Annotated in this window: 22 protein-coding genes and 1 pseudogene; 10 read left to right on the top strand and 13 right to left on the bottom strand. The window is 68.8% G+C overall.

Going from position 1 to position 21880, the window contains the following annotated elements:
• Positions 1 to 315 precede the first annotated feature (315 nt).
• Complete coding sequence (locus FHD67_RS17935; protein ID WP_045999942.1) at positions 316 to 546, top strand: hypothetical protein; 231 nt, start codon at positions 316 to 318, stop codon at positions 544 to 546.
• On the opposite strand, the gene FHD67_RS17930 is transcribed toward FHD67_RS17935, so the two are convergent.
• The 3 genes from FHD67_RS17930 to FHD67_RS17920 are packed head-to-tail and all read right to left on the bottom strand — an operon-like array spanning position 531 to position 2925.
• The gene (locus FHD67_RS17930) at positions 531 to 1343 is read right to left on the bottom strand and encodes a lysophospholipid acyltransferase family protein (RefSeq protein WP_139599538.1); all 813 of its coding nucleotides are present in this window, start codon (positions 1341 to 1343) and stop codon (positions 531 to 533) included. The two genes, FHD67_RS17935 and FHD67_RS17930, sit on opposite strands and share 16 nt — an antisense overlap.
• Entirely contained in the window at positions 1340 to 2251 is a 912-nt protein-coding gene (locus FHD67_RS17925; RefSeq protein ID WP_045982483.1) for a cell division protein FtsX, read from the bottom strand. The genes FHD67_RS17930 and FHD67_RS17925 overlap by 4 nt, the downstream gene beginning before the upstream one ends.
• On the bottom strand, positions 2251 to 2925 hold the full coding sequence (locus tag FHD67_RS17920) for a cell division ATP-binding protein FtsE (protein WP_045982482.1): 675 nt from the start codon (positions 2923 to 2925) through the stop codon (positions 2251 to 2253). Before FHD67_RS17920 ends, FHD67_RS17925 begins: the two co-directional genes overlap by 1 nt.
• A 113-nt stretch (positions 2926 to 3038) precedes the next feature.
• On the opposite strand from FHD67_RS17920, the gene FHD67_RS17915 reads away from it, so the two are divergent.
• On the top strand, positions 3039 to 3833 hold the full coding sequence (locus FHD67_RS17915; protein ID WP_139599537.1) for a zinc-ribbon domain-containing protein: 795 nt from the start codon (positions 3039 to 3041) through the stop codon (positions 3831 to 3833).
• Positions 3834 to 3837: 4 nt separating this feature from the next.
• Here FHD67_RS17915 and FHD67_RS17910 read toward each other — a convergent pair whose 3' ends face one another.
• The 4 genes from FHD67_RS17910 to argH all read right to left on the bottom strand — a co-directional run bounded on the left by FHD67_RS17910 (position 3838) and on the right by argH (position 9202).
• Positions 3838 to 6297 (bottom strand): DUF4175 domain-containing protein, encoded by a 2460-nt coding sequence (locus tag FHD67_RS17910; protein WP_246071340.1) that lies wholly within the window; start codon positions 6295 to 6297, stop codon positions 3838 to 3840.
• 74 nt (positions 6298 to 6371) lie between these two features.
• Positions 6372 to 7637: a diaminopimelate decarboxylase gene (gene lysA / locus FHD67_RS17905; protein ID WP_139599536.1), complete on the bottom strand. Its 1266-nt coding sequence runs from the start codon at positions 7635 to 7637 to the stop codon at positions 6372 to 6374.
• A complete protein-coding gene (locus tag FHD67_RS20565; RefSeq protein ID WP_176695188.1) occupies positions 7638 to 7805 on the bottom strand; it encodes a hypothetical protein in 168 nt (55 codons plus the stop codon).
• Positions 7802 to 9202 carry an argininosuccinate lyase gene (gene argH, locus FHD67_RS17900; protein WP_139599535.1) on the bottom strand — a complete coding sequence of 467 codons (1401 nt, stop codon included), beginning with the start codon at positions 9200 to 9202 and terminating at the stop codon, positions 7802 to 7804. The genes FHD67_RS20565 and argH overlap by 4 nt, the downstream gene beginning before the upstream one ends.
• A gap of 23 nt (positions 9203 to 9225) precedes the next feature.
• On the opposite strand from argH, the gene FHD67_RS17895 reads away from it, so the two are divergent.
• Positions 9226 to 9774 carry a TlpA disulfide reductase family protein gene (locus tag FHD67_RS17895; protein WP_045983641.1) on the top strand — a complete coding sequence of 183 codons (549 nt, stop codon included), beginning with the start codon at positions 9226 to 9228 and terminating at the stop codon, positions 9772 to 9774.
• Here FHD67_RS17895 and FHD67_RS17890 read toward each other — a convergent pair.
• On the bottom strand, positions 9752 to 10327 hold the full coding sequence (locus FHD67_RS17890) for a DNA-3-methyladenine glycosylase I (RefSeq protein WP_127897794.1): 576 nt from the start codon (positions 10325 to 10327) through the stop codon (positions 9752 to 9754). The two genes, FHD67_RS17895 and FHD67_RS17890, sit on opposite strands and share 23 nt — an antisense overlap.
• Positions 10328 to 10438: 111 nt before the next feature.
• Between FHD67_RS17890 and FHD67_RS17885 the strand changes: the two genes are divergently transcribed.
• The 3 genes from FHD67_RS17885 (at position 10439) to phbB (ending at position 13350) form a co-directional block, all read left to right on the top strand.
• Positions 10439 to 11239 carry an EAL domain-containing protein gene (locus FHD67_RS17885; RefSeq protein ID WP_045983643.1) on the top strand — a complete coding sequence of 267 codons (801 nt, stop codon included), beginning with the start codon at positions 10439 to 10441 and terminating at the stop codon, positions 11237 to 11239.
• A gap of 129 nt (positions 11240 to 11368) precedes the next feature.
• Positions 11369 to 12541, top strand: coding sequence for an acetyl-CoA C-acetyltransferase (locus tag FHD67_RS17880; protein WP_045999935.1), 1173 nt, complete (start codon positions 11369 to 11371; stop codon positions 12539 to 12541).
• Between the two features lie 83 nt (positions 12542 to 12624).
• Positions 12625 to 13350, top strand: a complete 726-nt coding sequence (gene phbB / locus FHD67_RS17875) for an acetoacetyl-CoA reductase (protein ID WP_045999934.1) — start codon at positions 12625 to 12627, stop codon at positions 13348 to 13350.
• 81 nt (positions 13351 to 13431) lie between these two features.
• On the opposite strand, the gene FHD67_RS17870 is transcribed toward phbB, so the two are convergent.
• Genes FHD67_RS17870 through FHD67_RS17860 form a run of 3 tightly spaced genes read right to left on the bottom strand, consistent with a single transcriptional unit; the run spans position 13432 to position 14616 of the window.
• Positions 13432 to 13596: a YdcH family protein gene (locus tag FHD67_RS17870; protein WP_064503545.1), complete on the bottom strand. Its 165-nt coding sequence runs from the start codon at positions 13594 to 13596 to the stop codon at positions 13432 to 13434.
• A 59-nt stretch (positions 13597 to 13655) separates the two neighbouring features.
• Positions 13656 to 14414: a tRNA1(Val) (adenine(37)-N6)-methyltransferase gene (locus tag FHD67_RS17865; protein WP_045999933.1), complete on the bottom strand. Its 759-nt coding sequence runs from the start codon at positions 14412 to 14414 to the stop codon at positions 13656 to 13658.
• The gene (locus FHD67_RS17860) at positions 14407 to 14616 is read right to left on the bottom strand and encodes a putative signal transducing protein (RefSeq protein WP_045983647.1); all 210 of its coding nucleotides are present in this window, start codon (positions 14614 to 14616) and stop codon (positions 14407 to 14409) included. Before FHD67_RS17860 ends, FHD67_RS17865 begins: the two co-directional genes overlap by 8 nt.
• A gap of 74 nt (positions 14617 to 14690) precedes the next feature.
• On the opposite strand from FHD67_RS17860, the gene FHD67_RS17855 reads away from it, so the two are divergent.
• The 3 genes from FHD67_RS17855 (at position 14691) to FHD67_RS17845 (ending at position 19800) form a co-directional block, all read left to right on the top strand.
• Positions 14691 to 15692 (top strand): polyprenyl synthetase family protein, encoded by a 1002-nt coding sequence (locus FHD67_RS17855; protein ID WP_139599534.1) that lies wholly within the window; start codon positions 14691 to 14693, stop codon positions 15690 to 15692.
• Positions 15693 to 15937: 245 nt separating this feature from the next.
• A complete protein-coding gene (locus FHD67_RS17850) occupies positions 15938 to 17344 on the top strand; it encodes an ammonium transporter (protein WP_045983649.1) in 1407 nt (468 codons plus the stop codon).
• Between the two features lie 176 nt (positions 17345 to 17520).
• Positions 17521 to 19800, top strand: coding sequence for a transglycosylase domain-containing protein (locus FHD67_RS17845; RefSeq protein ID WP_045999931.1), 2280 nt, complete (start codon positions 17521 to 17523; stop codon positions 19798 to 19800).
• Positions 19801 to 19864: 64 nt separating this feature from the next.
• On the opposite strand, the gene FHD67_RS17840 is transcribed toward FHD67_RS17845, so the two are convergent.
• Positions 19865 to 20482: an MlaC/ttg2D family ABC transporter substrate-binding protein gene (locus FHD67_RS17840; RefSeq protein WP_139599533.1), complete on the bottom strand. Its 618-nt coding sequence runs from the start codon at positions 20480 to 20482 to the stop codon at positions 19865 to 19867.
• Positions 20457 to 21242, bottom strand: a complete 786-nt coding sequence (locus tag FHD67_RS17835; RefSeq protein ID WP_246071338.1) for an MlaA family lipoprotein — start codon at positions 21240 to 21242, stop codon at positions 20457 to 20459. Before FHD67_RS17835 ends, FHD67_RS17840 begins: the two co-directional genes overlap by 26 nt.
• 123 nt (positions 21243 to 21365) lie before the next feature.
• Between FHD67_RS17835 and FHD67_RS17830 the strand changes: the two are divergent.
• Positions 21366 to 21880 (top strand): annotated as a pseudogene (locus FHD67_RS17830) (type I secretion system permease/ATPase); the annotation flags it as partial.

The raw sequence follows: 21880 nt of genomic DNA, 5'->3' as shown, positions 1-21880 counted from the left end.
TGGGGCGGCTGTCGCGTTTTGCCGTCTTGCGCGAAATGCAAGGCTGGGCCAGCCTGCACTCCTGCCCGCAACGCATGCGCGAAAGGAGGGGCTCATGACATCATATGCCAATGCCCCCGCCCTGACCCGCCCCGGTTCGATGCGTCCCTTGTCGTCGCGACAAGGCGCCTGACCGCCGCAAGGCAGACCCCGCTGACATCATGACCTGACACGACCGCGATCCGCGGGCCTGTCCGCATGGCGTCATCCCTTCCCTGAACCCCATCGACCGCACAAGGCACCGCCCTGTCCGGTCCCCCTATCCGGAGACTGACGATGATTGCCGATCTTCATCCGCAAAGCGCCCGCCTGCGTCCCGCGATGCACCGCCTGATCGCCCGACACGGCGCGACGGCGGTCTTATGGGCCGCGATCCGCGCCGCGCTGCTGCCACGGCGCAGGCGGCCTCGGCCGCCCGATCCGTACCTGATGTCCCCGCACATGCGGCGCGACATCGGGCTGCCGCCGCAGGGGCCACATGTCCCGCGCTACTACGATCTGAGGTGAGAGCGGTTCCGGGCGGCGTCATCGGCGTCGCCCGGTTCCGGCAGGACCAGCCCGGCCTCGGCCATCAGGCGGTCGGAATGGGTCTCGATCTCGGCCCGCAGGCGGGGCAGGAAACCCTCCGCCGGGATGGTGGGATCGATGGGCGGCAGGAACTCGACCACCGCGCGGCCGGGGCGGATGCCCCACCCGCTGCGCGGCCAGAACATGCCGGTGTTCACCGCGACGGGCACGACCGGCAGACCGGTCCCCTCACGGATCGTGGCCACGCCCTGCTTGTAGGGCTTGCGTTGGCCCGGCAGGGTGCGCGTGCCCTCGGGATAGATGATCAGCTGGCCCAGCCCCTCGGCGGACAGGCGCTGGTTGATGGTGCTGCTGATCGCGGCCATCGCGTCGCGCCCGCGCGACCGGTCGATGGGAATGCAGCCGGTCTTCCACGCGTACCAGCCCATGACCGGGACGCGCATCACCTCGCGCTTCATGATGAAGGCGCGGCGGGGGACGGCATGGGCGATGACCATGATGTCCCAGAACGACTGGTGCTTGGCCGCGACGATGCAGTCATGGGTCGGCGGCGTGCCGCGGATCTCGCAGGTCAGGCGCAGGTGGATGCGCGCGGCCCAGACCATGTAGGCGATCCAGCGCGTGGCGATGCGGTTCGCGCCTGCCCGCCCGTGGCGCAGCGCAGGCAGACCGAACAGGCCGATGATCAAAGTGGCGCAGGCGACGTGGGCATAGAACAACACGTTCTGGACGTACTGCCAGGGGGTCAGCGCGCCGGGACGCGCGCCGTCGGTCATCGCACGGCCTCCAGCATCTTCAGCGCCGCCCACCGCGTGGCGACAAAGCCCACACCCGCCGCGATCAGCGGGATGGTCAGCGGCATCAGCCAGTCGGCGCCCTGAAAGCCCAGTCCGGTCAGGAACCCGCCCGCGGCGCTGGCATCGGGCAGGATGGCGATCGCGCCCATGCCCAGCACGGTGCCGACGGCGGACCCCATCGCGGCGCGCCGGGTGAACCGGCGCACGAAGGCCGTGGCGATGGTCAGGTCGCGCGCGCCGATCAGGCGCAGGACGCGGATCACCTGGACGTTCGCGGCCAGCGCGGCCTTGGCCGCCAGCGTGATCATCGCGGCCGAGGCGGCCCCGATCAGCATCAGCGACACGATGCCCAGCATCCGCAGACGGTTCGCGGCCGAGACCAGCGGCCGGCGCCATTCGGTGTGATCGTCCAGCACCGCGCCCGGCACCTCGGCCTCAAGGCGCAGGCGCAGGCCCTCGGCATCGAACTCGCCCTCGACGGGCAGGTCAATCAGGGCGGGCACGGGCAGCGCGTCCACGGGCATGTCCGGCCCGAACCACGGCTCCAGCAGCTGGGCCAGCTCGTCCTCGGGCAATAGCCGCGGTGTGCCCGCGCCCGGCGTGGTCTGCAGGATCGACAGCGCCGATTGCACCAGCGCGTCCTGTTCCGCCACCGGCGCGCTGACGCGGACCGTCACGCTGCCGGCCAGTTCGGAGGACCAGCGGTCGGCCAGCCGCCCCGTCGCCAGCGCCAGCGCCAGCGCGAACACCGCCAGGAACGCCATGGCGCCTGCGGAAAACAGCGTCAGCTGCGCCGTGAACCCGGTCGGCGGCACGATGCGGTCGCCGGCGCCGTCCTTGTCACCCGTCAGGCCCTGCCACAGGCTTCCGATATTCAGCCGTCCCATCAGAGATCCGCCCCCGCCAGATGCAGGCTGCCGCCGGTGATCCGCAGGACGCGCGCCGTCACCTGCGCCTTGGTGGCGCGGATCAGGTTCAGGTCATGGGTCGCCACCAGAACGGTCTTGCCCGACTTGTTCAGCTCGATCAGCAATTGCATCAGCCGCATGGACATGTCCCAGTCCAGGTTGCCCGTGGGTTCATCCGCCAGCACCAGGTCCGGCGACAGGATCACCGCGCGGGCCAGCGCGGCCCGCTGGCGTTCGCCGCCCGACAGCGACGGCGGCAGGGCGCGGGCGTGCTGGGACAGCTGGACCCAGCCCAGCAGATCGCGCAGCGCGTCCATGTCCACCTCCTCTCCGGCGATGGAGAGGGGCAGCGCGATGTTCTCTGCCAGGGGCAGATGGTCCAGGAACTGCGGGTCCTGGTGGACCACGCCCACGCGGCGGCGCAGATCGGCGATGCCGTCGCGCGACAGCCCGCGCATGTCCTGGCCAAAGGCCGTCATCTGGCCCGAACTGGGCAGAAGATCCGCAAAGCACAGCCGCAGCAGCGTGGTCTTGCCCGACCCGGACGGTCCGGTCAGGAAATGGAACATGCCCGGCTGCAGGGTCAGCGTCATGCCCGACAACAGCTCGTCCTGGCCCTGATAGCCGAAGCCGACATCCCGCATCTCGATCAAGCGCCACCTCTTTTCCGCTGCGACCCGTCTGGTGCGGGCCCTTGGCGCCCGGCGCGACTTGGAAGCCGGACCCGCGCTTGATAGAACAGCCGCACGATGAATGCGAGGGTGGCATGGCTGAATTCAAGTTGATCTGTCCGGGTTGCCGCGCCGAATATGCGCTGCCCCCCGACGCCATTCCCCAGGGCGGCCGCGAGGTCGAATGCCCCGCCTGCGGCCATGTCTGGCAGGCCCATCCCCCGGCCGCCGGGGGACGACTGGATCTGGGCCGCTTCTTCAGCAGGCGCCCCGACCAGGACGAGACGCCCCGACCCCTGCCGCCGGCCCGCGCGCGCCTGTCCCCGGACGTGCTGGACATGCTGAAAAGCGAGGTCGATCACGAACGCCGCATGCGCGACGCCGAACAGCCGGACGACCCGCGCCCCGGCGCCGAGGAGATCGACTGGCCCGCGACCACCGTGACGCTGCCCCCAATGCCCGCGGCCCTGCCCCCGCCGTCCCCGGCCATCGCAGCGCCGAACCCCGCGATTCCGGATGCGCCCCGCGCCCAGGTCCCCCGTGGCCCTGACGCCCGTGACGCCCGTGACGCCCGTGACGCCCGTGACGCCCGTGACGCCCGTGAACCGGAACGGCGCCAGCCGGACCTGCGCCAGCCAGAATTGCGCCAGCAGGCCGAAACCACGGTGCATCGCCGTGCTACGGCCACGCCCATCCGGGTGATGCGCCGGGGCCGCGGCTTCGGCGCGGGCATGACGATGGCCCTGCTGGCGGCCGCGGCGGTGCTGGCGGTCTATCTGCTGGCCCCGGTGGCCGAGACGCGCGGCTGGCCGTTGTCGGGGACGCTGGCTGCGGCGCGCGACGGGCTGGACGCACTGCGGCAATGGCTGGCGACCCGCGTCGGCGGCTGAGCCGTCAGAACCGGTCCAGCAACCGACCCAGGTAATCGCGTTCGTCCTGCGGGCGGTCCGGCTGCCCACTGCGGCGGCGGATCTCGTCCAGCAGGTCGCGGGCACGGCGTGCAGGGTCCAACCCCTCGGCCAGCGGATCGCCGTTGGTGATGACATTGCCGCCGCCCATGCTCTCACGGCCCAGGGGGTCCAACTGCGGCCGACCCTGATAGGGCTGCCCCTGGCTGCCCTGCGCCGACTGGCCGGGTTGCTGGCCGGGCTGCTGCCCCTCGCCGGCCTGCTGGCCCTCCTGTCCCTCCTGGGCCATCATGTCGCCCAGAGCGCGCATCCCCTCGCGCATGGACTGGATCGCATCGGCCTGGCGCTGCATCGCGCCGGCCATGTCGCCGTCACGCAGGGCCTGTTCGGCGTCCTCCATCGCGCGCCCGGCCTCGTCCAGCTGACGCCGCGCCGCGTCGCCCTCGGGTGACCCCTGCCCCGGCATCAGCCCCTGCTGCTGGCCCAACTCCTCGCGCAGCGCGCGTTGGCGGTCGGCCATGCTGCCGCCGTCCTGGCCCTCGTTACCGGGCTGCTGGCCTTGGCCGAACTGGCGCTGCATGTCGCGGAACGCCTCGTCCGACAGCTCCTGCTGCTCGCGCAGCGTGTCGGCAAGGCGGTTCATCGGCTGGCTGCCCTGCCGGCCCTCTCCCTCGCCCTGCCCCTGGCTCTGCTGAACCTGCAGGTTCTCCATCATCCGGTTGAACTGGTCCAGCAGGGCCTCGGCCTCGGCCATGCGGCCCTCGTTCATCAAGCGCTGGATCTCGTCCATCATCTCCTGGATCTGATCGGCGGTGATGGTCTGGCCCTGCTGGCCGCCCCGGTCGGGGCTGTCGGCCTGATCCTGCGGCTGGCTTTCCTGCGCCAGCATGTCGGTATAGGCGTCGGTCGCCTCGCGCAGCTCGTCCATCAGCCGCTGGACCTCGTCGGGGCTGGCCCCGTTGCGGATCGCCTCTGACAGGCGCTCCCGCGCGGCGCGCATCCGTTCCAGCGCATCCGACAGACCGCCATCCTCCAACAGGATCGCGGCCTCCCACAGGGCCTCGGCCAGACGGTCGCGGGCTTCCGGGGTCAGGTCGTCCCCGTCCAGCAGCCGCACCGCTGCGCGCAGCTCGGCATACAGATCGTCCTCGACGAACGCCTCGGGCTGCCAAGTGACGGCGCGCAGGATCTCGGCGCTGCGCCCGGCATTCTGGCGCGACCACAGCAGGTCGCGGCGCAGCTCGATCAGGGTGGCCGCGAACGGATCGAAGAACCGCCGCCCCGGCAGCGGCAACGCCATCGGGTCGGACTGGCCCGCCTGGTCGATCCCGTCCACCGCGCGCAGCGTGACGGTTACGGGCAGGTTGGCCCAGGGGTGGCGCGACAGGTCCTCGGCCAGCTGTCCCTGCACATCACGGCGGTCGCCCCGTGGCAGGGGCAGGTCCAGCGCCACCGGGTCGCGCGGCTCGGGCGCGACGGTCAGGCCAAAGCGGCGATCGACCGCGTCCAGGTCCAGCGCGATGACCGCCTGAGCCGAGATGACGCCGTGATCGTCCCCGGCCTGGTAATCCTGGATCATCCGCCCATCGGCGCGGCGCGTGGGCGCGGCGCCCGCGCGGATCACCGGGACGGCATCGGGCTGCACGGTCACGGCGAAACGACGTCCCTGGACGTCGATGCTGCCAGAGCGGTCGGCCCGGAATGCCGGCGCCGTCGGATCGTCCGACGTGACAGGTCCGATGTCCTGGGTCACCTCTGCCCCCTGGGCATAGAGGCGAAAGCTGACCGTACTGCCCTGGGGCAGGTCCAGCACCTGCCCCTCCTCCAGGGCGTTCAGGTACAGGGTCGGGCGGCGGGTATAGGCGGGCGGTTCAGCCCAGCCCTCCCAGACGGGGCCCTGCGGCGGCGCGGCGCCCGGCTGCGGCGTGGCCATCGTGGCGGCCAGGGCGCGCAGACCCAGGCCCATCTGGCCCGCCCCCCCGAAGATCAGCGCCATCACCAGCGCCACCAGCCCCGCCAGCCGCAGGGCGAACGGGTCGCGCCGGGCAAGGTCCGCATCGGGGCGCACCGCGCGCGCGGCCAGCGCGGCATCGCGCATCTGCGCCAGATGCGCCTGCCACAGCGGCCCCTCGCCGCCGATCGCTGCACGGTCGGACAACGCGGTCAGCGGGCGCCCGGGCAGGGTGCGGTCCAGCCGGGCCAGCGCCTCGGCCCGGCGCACGCGGCGAAAGCGCCATCCGCCCCGCACCGCTGCGATCACGACCGCCAGCAGCCACAGGCCCGCCAGCCAAGGCAGCAGCACCTGAGGCAAGGCCGCCACCGCGCCCAGCCACAGCGCCGCGATGCCGAAGAACAGCAGCGTCGTCAGCGGCCAGAAGGCCCGCGCCGCGCGTTCCCATGCCATGCCCGCGCGGGTCAGGCGCAGGGCACGGGCCACCGGCCCCATCTCCGTTGTGAAAATACCCTCGGGGGTCCGGGGGCTGACGGCCCCCGGGCTGTCGGTGTCGTGCTGTCGCCCGATCAAAGCCATGCCGGGATGCTATCCCGTGCCAGCATTTCCTCAAACGTGGGGCGTGCCCGGATGACGGCGAAGTGATCGCCCTGCACCAGCACCTCGGGGACCAGCGGGCGGGAATTGTATTCCGACGCCATCACCGCACCATAGGCCCCGGCCGACCGGAACGCCACCAGCCCCCCTGCCGCCAGTTCGGGCAGATCGGCCCCCTTCTGGAAGGTATCCCCCGATTCGCAGACCGGACCTACCACGTCATAGGGCCGGACCGGCGCCCCCACCGCGGGCTCGACCAGCGGGACGATGTCATGATGCGCGCCGTACATGGCCGGGCGCAGCAGGTCGTTCATCGCCGCGTCCACGATCAGGAAGTCGCGATCCTCGCCGTTCTTCACATAGATCACGCGCGACAGCAGGACGCCGGCATTGCCGACGATGTTGCGGCCCGGCTCGATCTCGATCTGACAGCCCAGATCGCCGACCGTCTCGCGGATCACCTGCCCGTATTCGATGGGCAAAGGCGGCGCGCTGTTGTCGCGGCGATAGGGGATGCCCAAGCCACCGCCCAGGTCCAGGCGGGTGATGTCGTGCCCCTCGGCGCGCAGCGCACGGGTCAGTTCGGCGACCTTGCGATAGGCGTCGCGGAAGGGCGCCAGATCGGTCAGCTGGCTGCCGATATGCACGTCGACGCCCACCACGCGCAGCCCCGGCAGGGACGCGGCCTCGGCATAGACCTCCATCGCGCGGGAGATGGGGATGCCGAACTTGTTCTCGGACTTGCCGGTGGCGATCTTCTCATGGGTCTTGGCGTCCACGTCGGGGTTCACGCGGATCGCGACCGGCACCGTGGCGCCCATGCTGACGCAGAGCGCGGAGAGCGCGCGCATCTCGGGCTCGCTCTCGATGTTGAACTGGCGGATGCCGCCCTCGATCGCCATGCGCATCTCGGGGATGGTCTTGCCCACGCCCGAGAAGACGATCCGCTCTCCCGGCACGCCGGCGGCCTTGGCGCGGGCGTATTCCCCGCCCGACACCACGTCCATGCCCGCGCCCAGATCGCCCATCAGCTTCAGCACCGCCAGGTTGCTGTTCGACTTGACCGCAAAGCAGACCAGGTGATCGGTCCAGTCCAGCGCCTGCCGGAACAGGCCGAAATGCCGCGTCAGCGTGGCCGCGGAATAGACATAGACGGGCGTGCCGACCTGCTGCGCGATGCAGGACAGGGGCACGTCCTCGGCGTAGAGCTCGCCGTTCCTGTAGAGGAAGTGGTCCATCTACAGCTCGGCCGACACGCCGAACCGGGCATCGCCGCTGACGGAGACGCCCATCTGCTGCTGCAGGGGCTTCTCGACCGGGCGCTGCGGGGCGCCGTCGACGCCGCAGCTGGCCAGGACGGCCACGACCACGACCAGGACGACGACGATGATGACCGTGTTTCTCATGCCAGTTTCTCCTTCCAGCGGGCGATCTGCGCGCGCACCTGCGCGGGCGCCGTGCCGCCATAGCTTTGGCGCGAGGCGACGGAATTGTGCACGCCCAGCACATTGAACACATCGTCGGTGATCTGACCATGCACCGATTGCATCTGCGCCAGCGACAGGTCGGGCAGATCGACGCCCCCCTGTTCGGCCAGGGCCACCAGCGATCCGGTGACGTGATGGGCGTCGCGGAACGGCAGGCCCAGTTCGCGCACCAGCCAGTCGGCCAGATCCGTCGCGGTCGAGAACCCGGCCCCCGCCGCGGCCTCCAGCCGGTCGCGGTTCGCGGTCAGGTCCGACAGCATGCCGGTCATCGCGGCCAGCGCCAGCATCAGCGTGTCGGCGGCGTCGAAGACCTGTTCCTTGTCCTCCTGCATGTCCTTGGAATAGGCCAAGGGCAGGCCCTTCATCACCGTGAACAGCGCGACGGTCGCCCCCAGGATGCGGCCGATCTTAGCGCGGATCAGCTCGGCCGCGTCGGGGTTGCGTTTCTGCGGCATGATCGACGACCCGGTCGACCACTTGTCCGACATGGACACGAAGCGGAACTGGGCCGACGACCAGATCACCAGCTCCTCGGCCAGGCGCGACATGTGGACGGCGCAGATGCTGCTGGCCGCAAGGAACTCCAGCGCGAAATCCCGGTCGCTGACCGCGTCCAGGCTGTTGGCCATGGGACGGTCGAAATCCAGGGCCGCGGCGGTCATGTCGCGATCGATCGGATAGCCCGTGCCCGCCAGCGCCGCGGCCCCCAGGGGCGATTCGTTCATGCGTTTGCGGGCGTCCTGGAACCGCGACAGGTCGCGGCCGAACATCTCGACATAGGCCATCATGTGGTGGCCCCAGGTCACCGGCTGCGCGGTCTGCAGATGGGTGAAGCCCGGCATGACCCAATCGGCGCCGCGTTCGGCCTGCGACAAAGCCGCGCGGATCAGCGCGGTCAGCCCGTCGATGGCCGCGTCGCACTGGTCGCGCACCCACAGCCGGAAATCGGTCGCCACCTGGTCATTCCTGGACCGGCCCGTGTGCAGGCGGCCTGCGGGTTCGCCGATGACCTCCTTCAGGCGGGCCTCCACGTTCATGTGGATGTCCTCCAGGTCGGTGCGGAATGCGAACTGGCCCGCCTCGATTTCTGACAAGACGGTGAGCAGGCCTTTCCCGATCGCCTCGGCATCGCTATCGCTGATGATGCCCGTGGCGGCCAGCATCGCCGCATGGGCCCGGCTGCCCCGGATATCCTGGGCGTAGAGCCGCCGGTCGAACCCGATCGAGGCGTTGATCGCCTCCATGATCGCGTCGGGACCGGCGGCAAAGCGCCCGCCCCACATGCTGTTGGCGGTGGTCTGGGGCCGGTCGGTCATCAAGTACGTCCTTCGGAGGTCACATGCTGCGTTCCGCCCTGCTTTATACGGCCCTTGTTTTCGGTGCAAACACCGCCTTCGCCGCAGGCCCCGACTGGCAGGCGGCGCGCGACGGGGGGCTGGACAAGCTGGTCGTGGCCGAAGACCCCGCCCCCGTGGCGGCCGCCGAGTTCACCGACCGCGACGGCGGCACCCACACCCTGGCCGACTGGCAGGGCAAGGTCGTGCTGCTGAACTTCTGGGCCACCTGGTGCGCGCCCTGCCGCGAGGAGATGCCCGCCCTGGACCGCCTGCAGGCCGAACTGGGCGGCGACGACTTCGAGGTGGTGACGATCGCCACCGGACGCAACGCGGTCGAGCGCATCGACGATTTCTATGCCGAGGTCGGCGTCGAGAACCTGCCGGTCCTGCTGGACCCGCGCCAGCAGGTCGCGCGCGAGATGGGCGTCGTGGGCCTGCCCGTGACGGTGCTGATCGACCGCGAGGGCCGCGAGGTCGCCCGCTATCTGGGCGACGCCGAATGGGATTCGGACGCCGCCAAGACGCTGGTCACCCAGCTGACAGCGCCCTGACGGGACCATGCCTGTGGCAGGTCACGACATGGTCGTTCACCATGCCCGTAGCCTGCATGAACGCATAGGTGATCACCGGACCGCAGAACCCGAAACCGCGCGCCTTCAACGCCTTGGACATCGCGTGCGATTCGGGCGTGTCGGTGGGGACGTGTCCTAGGTCCGGCCAGTCGTTCTGGATCGGCGCGCCGCCGACAAAGGACCACAGCCAGGGGGCGAACCCTTCGGACGCCTCGATGTCCAGAAAGGCGCGGGCGCCGCGCACGGTGGCCTCGATCTTGCCGCGGTGGCGGATGATGCCGGGGTTCGTCAGCGCACGGTCGATCCGCGCCGCGTCCCACGCCGCCACGCGTTCGGGGTCGAACCCGTCGAACTCGGCACGAAAGGCATCGCGTTTCTTCAGGATGGTGATCCAGGACAGGCCCGCCTGGAACCCGTCCAGCACCAGCTTTTCCCACAGCGCGCGCGGGTCGCGTTCGGGCACGCCCCATTCGGTGTCGTGATAGGCGACATAGACCGGCAGATCGCCGCACCATCCGCAACGGTCCATCATCTGTTAACCCAAACCTGAGAAAGAGATCACGATTCACGGCAGGTTAAGCCAATATGGGCAGACTGCAAGCAGACCCGACTCGGTAAGAGGCCGCCCGTGAGCGACAGAATTATGGACAACAGCTCGCCCCTAGAGGACGCGATCCGCCATCAGGACCGCATCACCCTGGCGGCCGTCACGTCGGCGGTGGAAAAGGGCAGCGCGACGCTGGCCTTCCAGCCCATCGTCCAAGCGCAGCGCACCAAGACCCCCGCCTTTTACGAAGGGCTGATCCGCATCATCGACGACAGCGGCCGCCTGGTGCCCCTGCGCGATTTCATGCCCCAGGCCGAAGTCACCGAACTGGGCCGCAAGATCGACTGCCTGTCGCTGTCCCTGGGCCTGCAGACCCTGGCCGAGGATCCGGGGCTGCGCCTGTCGATCAACATGTCGGCGCGCTCGATCCTGTATCCCGAATGGATCAACACCCTGCGCCGCGGGGTGTCCGACGACACCACCCTGGGCGAACGCCTGATCCTAGAGATCACCGAAAGCAGCGCCATGGGCATGCCCGAGGAGGTCCAGACCTTCATGGCCGAGGTGCAGGGATACGGCATCAGCCTGGCGCTGGACGATTTCGGGGCGGGCTATACCTCGTTCCGCTATCTGCGCGACTTCTGCTTCGACATGATCAAGATCGACGGCCAGTTCATCCGCGAGATCGCGACCAAGCCCGACAATCAGGTCCTGACGCGCGCGCTGCAATCCATCGCGCATCATTTCGACATGTTCACCGTGGCGGAATCGGTCGAGACCGCGGACGAGGCCGCCTTCCTGATCGATATCGGCATCGATTGCCTGCAGGGCTACTATTTCGGGGCCCCGACCATCGCCCCGCCCTGGAAGAAACCCCCGTCCTTGGCCAGCCGCTGAGGGCGACTTCCGCCCATCCGGGCGGGGGCCATCATCCGAAAGTCCCAAGGCTTCGACTTGACGTAGCGTCCCGAAACAGCATCCTGACCCCAGGCCGGTTCGTCCGGCACTGATGCGAAGGAGTCTGCCGTGACCAAAGCCGTAATCGTTTCCGCCGCCCGCACCCCAGTCGGAAGTTTCCTGGGGGCCTTTGCGAATGTCCCCGCCCATGACCTGGGCGCAGCCGTCCTGGCCGAGGTCGTCGCCCGCGCCGGCATCGACGCGGCCGAGGTCGACGAGACGATCCTGGGCCAGGTGCTGACTGCCGCGCAGGGCCAGAACCCCGCCCGCCAGGCGCATATCAAGGCCGGCCTGCCGCAGGAATCCTCGGCCTGGGGCATCAACCAGGTCTGCGGGTCGGGCCTGCGCGCCGTCGCGCTGGCCGCGCAGCAGGTGATCCTGGGCGACGCCCGCGTGGTGCTGGCCGGGGGTCAGGAAAGCATGTCCCTGTCGGCGCATGCCGCCTATCTGCGTGCCGGTCAGAAGATGGGCGACATGCAGTTCATCGACACGATGATCCGCGACGGGCTGTGGGACGCGTTCAACAACTATCACATGGGTCAGACGGCCGAGAACGTCGCCGCCAAGTGGCAGATCAGCCGCGACCAGCAGGACGAATTCGCGCTGGCCTCTCAGAACAAGGCCGAAGCCGCCCAGAAGGAAGGCCGCTTTGACGACGAGATCGTCGGCTATACCGTCAAGACCCGCAAGGGCGAGACGGTCGTCGACAAGGACGAATACATCCGCCACGGCGCCACGATCGAGGCGATGCAGAAGCTGCGCCCCGCCTTTACCAAGGACGGATCAGTCACCGCGGCCAATGCATCCGGCCTGAACGACGGCGCGGCCGCGGTCATGGTGATGACCGAGGACGAGGCTGCGCGCCGCGGCCTGACGCCCTTGGCGCGCATCGCAAGCTATGCCACCGCGGGCCTGGACCCGGCGATCATGGGCACCGGCCCGATCCCGGCCAGCCGCCGCGCGCTGGAGAAGGCCGGCTGGTCGGTCGGCGATCTGGACCTGGTTGAGGCGAACGAGGCCTTTGCCGCCCAGGCCTGTGCGGTGAACAAGGACATGGGATGGGACCCGTCCATCGTGAACGTCAACGGCGGCGCCATCGCCATCGGTCACCCGATCGGCGCCTCGGGCGCGCGCGTCCTGAACACGCTGCTGTTCGAGATGCGCCGCCGCGACGCGAAAAAGGGCCTGGCCACGCTGTGCATCGGCGGGGGCATGGGCGTCGCTATGTGCCTGGAACGCTAAGCCAATTCGGCGCGCAATTATCTTGCGCGCCGAAACTTCATTGATTAGCAATATTTCAAGAACCTAAAGAAGGAGGGGGAAACATGTCGAAAGTCGCACTGGTCACCGGAGGATCGCGGGGCATCGGCGCCGCCATCTCGAAGGCGCTGAAGGAGGCGGGCTATACGGTCGCGGCCAATTACGCCGGCAACGACGACGCCGCGCGTGCCTTCACCGAGGAGACCGGCATCAAGACCTACAAATGGTCGGTCGCCGATTACGACGCCTGCGCCGAAGGCATCAAGCAGGTCGAGGCCGAACTGGGCCCCGTCGCCGTGCTGGTCAACAACGCCGGCATCACCCGCGACGCGATGTTCCACAAGATGACCCCCCAGCAGTGGAAAGAGGTCATCGACACCAACCTGACCGGCGTCTTCAACATGACCCATGGCGTCTGGAACGGCATGCGCAACGCCAAGTTCGGCCGCGTGATCAACATCAGCTCGATCAACGGGCAGAAGGGTCAGGCGGGCCAGGCGAACTATTCCGCGGCCAAGGCGGGTGACCTGGGCTTCACCAAGGCGCTGGCCCAGGAGGGCGCGCGCGCGGGCATCACCGTCAACGCCATCTGCCCCGGTTACATCGGCACCGAGATGGTGCGCGCCATCGACGAAAAGGTGCTGAACGAACGCATCATCCCGCAGATCCCCGTCGGCCGCCTTGGCGAACCCGAGGAGATCGCCCGCGCCGTGGTGTTCCTGGCCGCGGACGATGCGGGCTTCATCACCGGGTCCACGATCAGCGCGAATGGCGGCCAGTTCTTCGTCTGACGTCGGACCGCACTGCTGAAACGGCAAGGCCCGCGCGATCTGCGCGGGCCTTTTTCCGTTTGATGTCGGGTCGGCGACGGGTCAGTGACCCAGTCTGTTGATCTGCTCCTTGAGACGCAGTTTCTCGCGCTTCATCGCGGTGATTTCGTGGTCGCGGGCACTGGGGCTCCTCTGGGCCCTCTCCACGGCAACCGAAAGGTTCTGATGCTTCTTGCGAAGCTCCTCGACATGGGAAGCAACCGTCATCGCGTACTCCTCTATAGTTGTCTCGAACCAGTCCAGTGCACCACAGCTTGTTGATTCTGTCACGCGGCTTTCGCAATTCCCATTGCGATCGGCGCACCATCGCGCAGAACCTGGGCAGCCAGGGGGGTCAGATCCTCGGCATCGCGGTCGTGGCGGGGGGAAGCATGGGTGATCAGGGGTGCCAGCAGGCGCAGCGGACCGCGCGCGCCCTTTCGCGCCGCGACCAGGACGCGCCCCGCCGGGCTGCCCGCCCGCGCGGCGATGGGCAGGATCGTCACCGCCCCGGCACGCGCGCCAAGCGCGGCCATCACCCCGTCCAGGCGGTCGGCCCGCTGGATCACCGTCAGCCAGCCGCCGGGGCGCAACCGCCTGAGGCCCGCGTCGATCCACTGCGCCAGCGGCGTCTCCTCGCGTCTGGCCAGGGCGCGGCCCGCGTCGGGCGCGGCCGTGCCGCCCAGAAAATATGGCGGGTTCATCATCACATGGTCAAAGGAGGCGTCGCGCAGATCCCGCGGCGGGTCTGTCAGATCGCCGGTCAGGACCGTCAGCGCGATGCCGTTCGCGTAGGCATTGCCGCGGGCCAGGTCCGCATAGGTCTGCTGCCGCTCCAGCCCGGTGATCGCCAGATCCGGCACCCGCCAGCCCAGGCACAGGCTGGCCACCCCCGCCCCGCAGCCCAGTTCCAGCACCGCCTGCCCCGGCCGCGCGGGACAGGCCGCGGCCAGCATCACCGCATCCGCCCCCGCGCGATAGCCGCGCGCGGGCTGACTGATGCGCAGCCGCCCGTCCAGGAATCCGTCGATGCGGGTGTCAGTCATCCAGCCCGTTGTCGCGCAGGATGGCGCGGGCCATGAATTCGTCGCGGTCCGCGACCATCAGCCGCGCGGGCAGCACGCCGATCGATCCCTCCAGCACGCTCATGTGCTGATCCATCGGAAAGGTGGCGATCCCTTCGGATTCCAGCAGGCTGGTGGCGGCAGACATGCGGACCGGATCGTTGCTGCGGAAAAGCTCTTTCATGGGCGCGACGTTAAGCGGCGGTTGCGCATTTGTCGATGCCGTGGCAATGCACGGTCGCAGACACGGGGTATGGCATGACTGTGCAGGACAACGTCCGCAAACCGCTGGATCGGCTGAGCGAGGCCCTGACCGCCGAAATGGAGGCGGTCAACGCGCTGATCCGCGACCGCATGGCCAGCCGCCATGCCCCCCGCATCCCCGAGGTGACGGCGCATCTGATCGAGGCCGGCGGCAAGCGCCTGCGCCCGATGCTGACGCTGGCCGCGGCCAAGCTGCTGGGCTATCCCGGCCCGTGGCATGTACACCTGGCCGCGACGGTCGAATTCATCCACACCGCCACGCTGCTGCATGACGACGTGGTCGACGAAAGCGCGCAGCGGCGCGGACGCCCGACGGCGAACCTGCTGTGGGACAACAAGTCCAGCGTGCTGGTCGGAGATTATCTGTTCGCGCGCAGCTTTCAGCTGATGGTCGAACCCGGCAACCTGCGCACGCTGGAGATCCTGGCCAATGCCAGCGCCACCATCGCCGAGGGCGAGGTGCTGCAGCTGACCGCGGCGCAGGACCTGGCAACCGACGAATCCGTCTATCTGCAGGTGGTGCGCGGCAAGACGGCGGCGCTGTTTTCCGCCGCGACCGAGGTGGGCGGCGTCATCGCCGGTGCGCCCGACGATCAGGTACAGGCGTTGTTCGATTACGGCGACGCCCTGGGCATCAGCTTCCAGATCGTCGACGACCTGCTGGATTACGGCGGCGCGACCGAGACGATCGGCAAGAACGTGGGCGACGATTTTCGCGAACGCAAGCTGACCCTGCCGGTCATCAAGGCCATCGCCAAGGCCGATGCCCAAGAACGTGCCTTCTGGACCCGCACCATCGAGGCGGGCGACCAGCGCGACGGCGACCTGGAGCACGCGCTGTCGCTGCTGGCCCGTCATGGTGCGATGGAGGCCGCGCGCGCCGATGCGCTGGCCCATGCCGCACGGGCCCGCGCGGCGCTGCAGGTGCTGCCCGCGCATCCGATTCGCGACATGCTGGCCGACCTCGCGGATTTCGTCGTCAGCCGCGTGGCCTGACAGACCCCCTTTTCGTCCTCTCCCACCCTGCGTTTTCGGCGGCCCTTTCGGGGCTGCCGCGGCCGCACGCGGCGCGCCTGAATTTCGGGCATCGCCCCGCATTACAGCCCATTTTCCCGGCATGGCCGGTCTGGACGCCCTGAATCAGTGCCTGCGGCCTGTGCAAGCGGCTGCATTCTGCCAATCCAAGGGGCGAAGTTCGCCGCAGCTGCGGCCCGTGGGGTGATGTTAAGGATGAGAGAAGTATGAGAAAGCTTTCCGCATATGGTCTTTTGGCGGCGGCCCTGTCCGCCGTCCCAGCCTTCGCGCAGGACGCCGCGGCCCCGGTCGTCGAGGCGGCGGCCCCCATCGTCGACAAGGGCGATGCCGCCTGGCTGATGATGTCGGCCGTCCTGGTCATCTTCATGACCCTGCCGGGCCTGGCGCTGTTCTATGGCGGCCTGGTGCGCGCCAAGAATATGCTGTCGGTGCTGATGCAGGTGCTGACCATCTTTTCCATCATCGCGATCCTGTGGGTCGCCTTCGGCTATTCGCTGGCCTTCACCGGTGCCGGCAGCGCCGAGGACGCGACCTTCTTCACCCCCTATATCGGCGGACTGTCCAAGGCGTTCCTGGCGGGCGTGGGCACCGATGCCCTGGCCGAGACCTTCTCGACCGGCGTGTACGTCCCGGAACTGGCCTTCGTGATCTTCCAGATGGCCTTCGCCTGCATCGCCTCGGCGCTGATCGTGGGTGCCACGGCCGAACGGCTGAAGTTCTCGGCGGTGATCCTGTTCGTGGTGATCTGGTTCTGCTTCTCCTACATCCCGATGGCCCACATGGTCTGGTGGTGGGGCGGCCCGTCGGCCTATGACGCGCCCTCCGGGCTGCTGTTCGGGCACGGCGCGCTGGACTTTGCCGGCGGCACGGTGATCCACATCAACGCAGGCGTCGCGGCGCTGGTCGCGGCCATGGTCGCAGGACCCCGCCTGGGGTATCGCAAGGAGCTGCTGGCGCCCCATAACCTGACCTTCACGCTGGTCGGCGGCTGCATCCTGTGGGTCGGCTGGTTCGGCTTCAACGCGGGCTCCAACCTCGAGGCCAACGGCCTGACCGCGCTGGCGATGATCAACACCGCCGTCGCCACCGCCGCCGCCGTACTGGCCTGGTCGTTCGGCGAATGGATGATGCGCGGCCATCCCAGCCTGCTGGGCGGCATCTCAGGCGCGATCGCGGGCCTGGTCGGCGTGACGCCTGCCGCGGGCTTCGTCGGACCCATGGGCGCCATCGCGATCGGCCTGATCGCCGGCCTGGTCTGCATGTGGTTCGTCATCTCGGTCAAGCCCCGCATGGGCATTGACGACAGCCTGGACGTGTTCGGCATCCACGGCGTCGGCGGCATCGTCGGCGCGATCCTGACGGGCGTCTTCGCGGCCCCGTCCCTGGGCGGCGGCGGCGTGTTCGACTATTCCACCGGCGCGGTGGGCGAATACGCAATGGGCGCGCAGGTCTGGAACCAGACCCTGGGCGTGATCATCGCCATCGTCTGGTCGGCGGTCGTGTCCTTCATCGCGATCCATATCGTCAAGGCGCTGATCGGCCTGCGCGTCAGCGACAGCGACGAACGCCAGGGCCTGGACGTGACCACCCACGGCGAGAACGCCTACAACTGATCGGGCGCCCGCCCCACGGCAAAGGCCCGGCCCCTGCGGCCGGGCCTTTCGCATGACCGGCAGGCGGGGAAAATCACGCTTCGGTCAGCCCAATTCCCCCCGACGCAAACTTGCTGTAAGCTGGATGCCAATTCCGCCGGACCAACCGGCCACGCAGTCACGCAGGCACCCGACGCATGAAACGACCTACCGGTACCCCGCCCCGTTCGGGCAAAAGCCCTGTTGCCGACAAGCGCAGTCAACCCGCGCCGGCCAAGGCCACGCCCCGCAAGGTCAAGCGGCACGGAAAGCCGCGGCGCGGCGGCATCCTGGGATGGATCGCCGGTCTGGTGACGCTGGCCTGGCGCATCGTCTGGGGGTCGATCTGGCGCCTGGCCATGACGGTCGCGCTGATCATCGGCGCCGCCAGCGCCTATTTCTATGTCAGTCTTCCCGAGGCGCAGGACCTGTTCGACGGTCGCGCCCGCGGCAGCGTCACCATGCTGGACCGCGACGGCCGCGTCTTCGCCTGGCGCGGAGAGACATACGGCGCCGTCACCAGCGACCAGATCCCCGAGGTGCTGCAGCAGGCTGTCCTGTCGTCCGAGGACCGCCGGTTCTTCCGCCATTTCGGCGTCAGCCCGCGCGGCATCGCCAGCGCCATCCGCATCAATATGGCCGAGGGCCGCGGCCCGCTGGAGGGGAACGGCGGTTCCACCATCACCCAGCAGGTCGCCAAGCTGCTGTGCCTGGGCGACACGTTCGATCCCACCCGCTTTGCCAACGAGGCCGAGTTCGAGGCCGAATGCCGGTCGGGCGGCATCTGGCGCAAGATCAAGGAGATCCCCTATGCCTTCGCCATGGAGGCGAAGTACAGCAAGGAGGAGATCCTCTCGATCTACATGAACCGCTCCTATCTGGGCGGCGGTGCCCGCGGGTTCGAGGCCGCGAGCCAGGTCTATTTCAACAAGCCCGCGGCCGACCTGAACGTGTCCGAGGCCGCGATGCTGGCGGGCCTGCTGCCCGCACCCAGCCGCTATGCCCCGACCGCCAGCCTGGAACGCGCCCAGGCCCGTGCCAGCGTCGTCATGGGGCTGATGCACCAGGAAGGCTATCTGGACGACCAGCAGCTGGCTCAGGCCCGCGCCAACCCCGCGACCCTGTCGCAGGCGGCATCGGCCCGGGCGGGCGGTTACTTTGCGGACTGGCTGATGGAATCCGGACCCGGCTTCCTGACCAGCGAGACGACCGAGGACGTGACCATCACGACGACGCTTGACCAGCGTATCCAGCGGGCGGCCGAACGCGCCCTGCAGAAGGTGTTCGACGAGAAGGTCAAGGACGGCTCGACCGCCGAGGCCGCGGTCGTGGTGATGTCCGCCGACGGCGCGGTGCGTGCGATCATCGGCGGGCGCGACACGCGGGTGAACGGTGTCTTCAACCGTGCGACCCAGGCCAAGCGCCAGACCGGGTCCAGCTTCAAGCCCTTCGTCTATGCCGCCGCGCTGGAGGCCGGGTATTCGCCAAGCGACCGGATCGAGGACGGCCCCCTGACCATCCGCATTCCCGGCGGGCGCAACTGGTCGCCCCAGAACTATACCCGCAACTATCGCGGCATGGTTACGCTGACGCAGTCCCTGGCGCAATCGCTGAACACCTCGACCATCCGCCTGCAGGAGGTCGTCGGACGCGATCAGGTGATCCGCGTGGCGCGCGATTTCGGCATCGTCAGCAACCTGACCACCAGCCCGTCCCTGGGCCTGGGCGCGTCCGAGGCGACGCTGATGGAACTGACGGGCGCCTATGCCGGTATCCGGAACGGCGGCACGTCGGTCGCGCCCTATGGCGTGGTCGAGGTCGCGATGCAGGGCGACGACCGCCCGCTGATGGGCCAGACCGGCGGTTTTGGCGAACGCGTCATCAGCCAGCGCGCGGCGGGCCAGCTGATCTACATGATGCAGCAGGTGATCTCGAACGGCACCGGCGGGCGCGCACAGCTGGGCGACCGTCCCGTGGCGGGCAAGACCGGCACGACCAGCAGCTATCGCGACGCGTGGTTCGTGGGCTTCACCGAACAGTACGTGACCGGCGTCTGGATGGGCAACGACGACAACACGCCCCTGACCGGGGTCACCGGCGGCGGTCTGCCGGCCGAGATCTGGCAGGCGGTGATGCTGGAGATCCATGACGGGCTGCCCGAGCTGCCCCTGTCGACCGTGTCGCCCGACGGCAGCGGGATCATCATGTCCAGCGGCGGCACCACCCCGCAGGTGGTGACCAGCGGATCGGCCGACGATCCGCTGGCCGCGGCGCTGGCCGGGGTGATGAACGGGATCGAGGCGCAGAATAGCGGCCGCGTGATCACCGCCCCCGGAGAGGTCCAGGGCGGGGCCCCCGTCACGCCGGGCAGCAGCGTGGGCGCCGATTCGGACGACGCCCTGTCCCGCGCCCTGAACGGCATCCTGGGCGGAAACTGACCCGCGGGACATGAAAAAGCCGCCCGGTCCTGCGACCGGGCGGCTTTTTCGTGGGCCGGTGCGGTCAGCCCGCCTGACGCAGATCGGCGGCCAGTGCCGCGACATCACCCTGCCGACGGGCCAGCATGGCGCCGATCTCGGCCCGTTCGCTGGCCAGCATGTTCACGCCCTCGATGATGATATTGAAATAGAGATCCTGCCCCGAGCGGTCCGAGACGTGCCATTCGACCTCCAGCGGCGCGCGCCCGTTCAGATAGGCCACCGACGTCACCGCATAAAAGCTTTTTAGCTGCCGCGACCCCGTCACCTCGATCCGCGATCCGATGAACTCGCGGAACCGGGCGCCGTACTTGCGGCCGATATAGCCCTGGAACGCCTGCCGGTACTCGGCAAAGGTCGCCGGATCGGTCTGGCGCGCCGCCGGGCCCAACGCCGAACGCGCGATGACATCCACATCCGCATAGCGGGCAAAGATCGCCTCGAACTGCTGATACATCTGGGGGGCAGGCTGGCCCGAATTGATGACCTGATAGACCTCGGCCAGCGACCGGTCGATCAGCGCGTGCGCCCCATCCGCGTCCAGCGCATGGGCGGGATGCCAAGGCAGCACCGCCGTCAGCGACGCGCATCCGATCAGGCCCAGCAGCCCCCGGCGGTCAGTCCGAATAGGGGTCGATGACATCCGCATCGTCATAGGGGTCGTAATCGTCACCGGTCTCTCCCAGGTCAAAGCGGCGGTTCATCAGCCAGATCAGCCGCGTCTGCGCATAGCTATCCGCACTGCCCTGCAGAATGCCATCCACCGTATCCCCAAAGCGCGCCCGATCACCGGCTTTTGACGCGACCCGCAGGGCGAATACCGTCGCGGCATCCCGACCGTCGAAGACGTGGTACAGCGGATCGATCAGCAGATCGACGACCTGCCCCACCGCATCGCGCTGCGTGGACGGGCCCAGCACGGGCAGTTCCAGATAGGCGCCCTCGGGGACGCCCCAGACCGCCAGCGTCTGGCCGAAATCGGTGTCACGTTCCGTCACGCCGAAACTGTCGGCGGCCGGATCGAAGACGCCACCCAGCCCGACCGTCGAATTGACCGCGAACCGGGTCAGGTTCGCGCCCGCATCGCGGGGCTTGCCCTGCAGCAGCCCGTTCACGACCTTGACCGGCAAGGACAGGTTGCGCCCGGCATTGATGACCATCTGCAACAGCCCGATCGGCGCATCGGGGTCGCGCGGCTCGTCGTCGCTGCCCTTCAGCCGGTTCGCGACGGGGCCGATCACCCGCGCATCCAGCCCCTTGTTGAAGGCATGCACGCGGCGGTTCTGCGCCTCGAACGGGTCGTTGATGGTGATGCCGTCCTTCTGGACGGGCGCCTGCGCGCATCCGGCGGCGACAAGCGCCGTCAGCAGCAGGGCCATGACGGGGGGGCTGTTGGGGCGCAAGGGAATCCTTAACCTTTCGATGCGAGGGTCGCGGCAGGCTGGCATAAGCCCTGCGTGGTGATATGGTCGCCGCGGTAACGAGGCAAGCCCCGCCATCGGCGCGGCATTTTCGGGGCAAGACGTATGGCCAAGGCTGCGAAACTGACGGACGGGGCCCGGGAATTGCGCCAGGCGCGCGCCACGGGGTGGCCGCTGTTCCTGTCGGTGGGGGTTTTCTCGGCTGTCGTGAACCTGCTGATGCTGACCGGGCCACTGTTCATGCTGCAGGTCTATGACCGCGTGCTGGCCTCGCGCAGCATCGAGACGCTGACCGCGCTGTTCGTCCTGGTGATCTTCCTCTTCGTGCTGATGGGTGCCATCGACATCATCCGCAACCGCGTGATGCAGCGGATCGCCGCCCGGTTCCAGGACCGGATGGAGGGTCGCGTCTTCGACGCCGCCCTGCGCGAGGGCGCATTGCGCGGCGACGAATCGGCCGCCACGGCGGGCGGGATGCGCGACCTGGATTCCGTTCAGCGGCTGATCGGGTCGCCGGTCATGCTGGCTTTCTTCGACCTGCCCTGGGCACCGCTGTTCCTGGCGGCGGTCTTCATGTTCCACCCGGTCCTGGGCATCGTCGCGACCGTCGGCGGCGGGAT

It is taken from the genome of Paracoccus haeundaensis (assembly GCF_006239215.1).
In the GTDB taxonomy this organism is placed as follows: Bacteria; Pseudomonadota; Alphaproteobacteria; order Rhodobacterales; family Rhodobacteraceae; genus Paracoccus; species Paracoccus marcusii.
The sequence above is the reverse complement of the archived record's forward strand: the minus strand, read 5'-3'. Positions and strand labels throughout refer to the sequence as shown.

Coding starts and splice junctions, on each gene's coding strand:
- FHD67_RS17840 (WP_139599533.1), bottom strand. CDS start 20,482: ATGTCATCGACCCCTATTCGGACTGACCGCCGGGGGCTGCTGGGCCTG.
- lysA (WP_139599536.1), bottom strand. CDS start 7,637: ATGGACCACTTCCTCTACAGGAACGGCGAGCTCTACGCCGAGGACGTG.
- FHD67_RS17845 (WP_045999931.1), top strand. CDS start 17,521: ATGAAACGACCTACCGGTACCCCGCCCCGTTCGGGCAAAAGCCCTGTT.
- FHD67_RS17935 (WP_045999942.1), top strand. CDS start 316: ATGATTGCCGATCTTCATCCGCAAAGCGCCCGCCTGCGTCCCGCGATG.
- FHD67_RS17870 (WP_064503545.1), bottom strand. CDS start 13,596: ATGACGGTTGCTTCCCATGTCGAGGAGCTTCGCAAGAAGCATCAGAAC.
- FHD67_RS17910 (WP_246071340.1), bottom strand. CDS start 6,297: ATGGGGCCGGTGGCCCGTGCCCTGCGCCTGACCCGCGCGGGCATGGCA.
- FHD67_RS17925 (WP_045982483.1), bottom strand. CDS start 2,251: ATGGGACGGCTGAATATCGGAAGCCTGTGGCAGGGCCTGACGGGTGAC.
- FHD67_RS17850 (WP_045983649.1), top strand. CDS start 15,938: ATGAGAAAGCTTTCCGCATATGGTCTTTTGGCGGCGGCCCTGTCCGCC.
- FHD67_RS20565 (WP_176695188.1), bottom strand. CDS start 7,805: ATGAGAAACACGGTCATCATCGTCGTCGTCCTGGTCGTGGTCGTGGCC.
- FHD67_RS17915 (WP_139599537.1), top strand. CDS start 3,039: ATGGCTGAATTCAAGTTGATCTGTCCGGGTTGCCGCGCCGAATATGCG.
- phbB (WP_045999934.1), top strand. CDS start 12,625: ATGTCGAAAGTCGCACTGGTCACCGGAGGATCGCGGGGCATCGGCGCC.
- FHD67_RS17890 (WP_127897794.1), bottom strand. CDS start 10,327: ATGATGGACCGTTGCGGATGGTGCGGCGATCTGCCGGTCTATGTCGCC.
- FHD67_RS17885 (WP_045983643.1), top strand. CDS start 10,439: ATGGACAACAGCTCGCCCCTAGAGGACGCGATCCGCCATCAGGACCGC.
- FHD67_RS17865 (WP_045999933.1), bottom strand. CDS start 14,414: ATGACTGACACCCGCATCGACGGATTCCTGGACGGGCGGCTGCGCATC.
- FHD67_RS17895 (WP_045983641.1), top strand. CDS start 9,226: ATGCTGCGTTCCGCCCTGCTTTATACGGCCCTTGTTTTCGGTGCAAAC.
- argH (WP_139599535.1), bottom strand. CDS start 9,202: ATGACCGACCGGCCCCAGACCACCGCCAACAGCATGTGGGGCGGGCGC.
- FHD67_RS17930 (WP_139599538.1), bottom strand. CDS start 1,343: ATGACCGACGGCGCGCGTCCCGGCGCGCTGACCCCCTGGCAGTACGTC.
- FHD67_RS17855 (WP_139599534.1), top strand. CDS start 14,691: ATGACTGTGCAGGACAACGTCCGCAAACCGCTGGATCGGCTGAGCGAG.
- FHD67_RS17860 (WP_045983647.1), bottom strand. CDS start 14,616: ATGAAAGAGCTTTTCCGCAGCAACGATCCGGTCCGCATGTCTGCCGCC.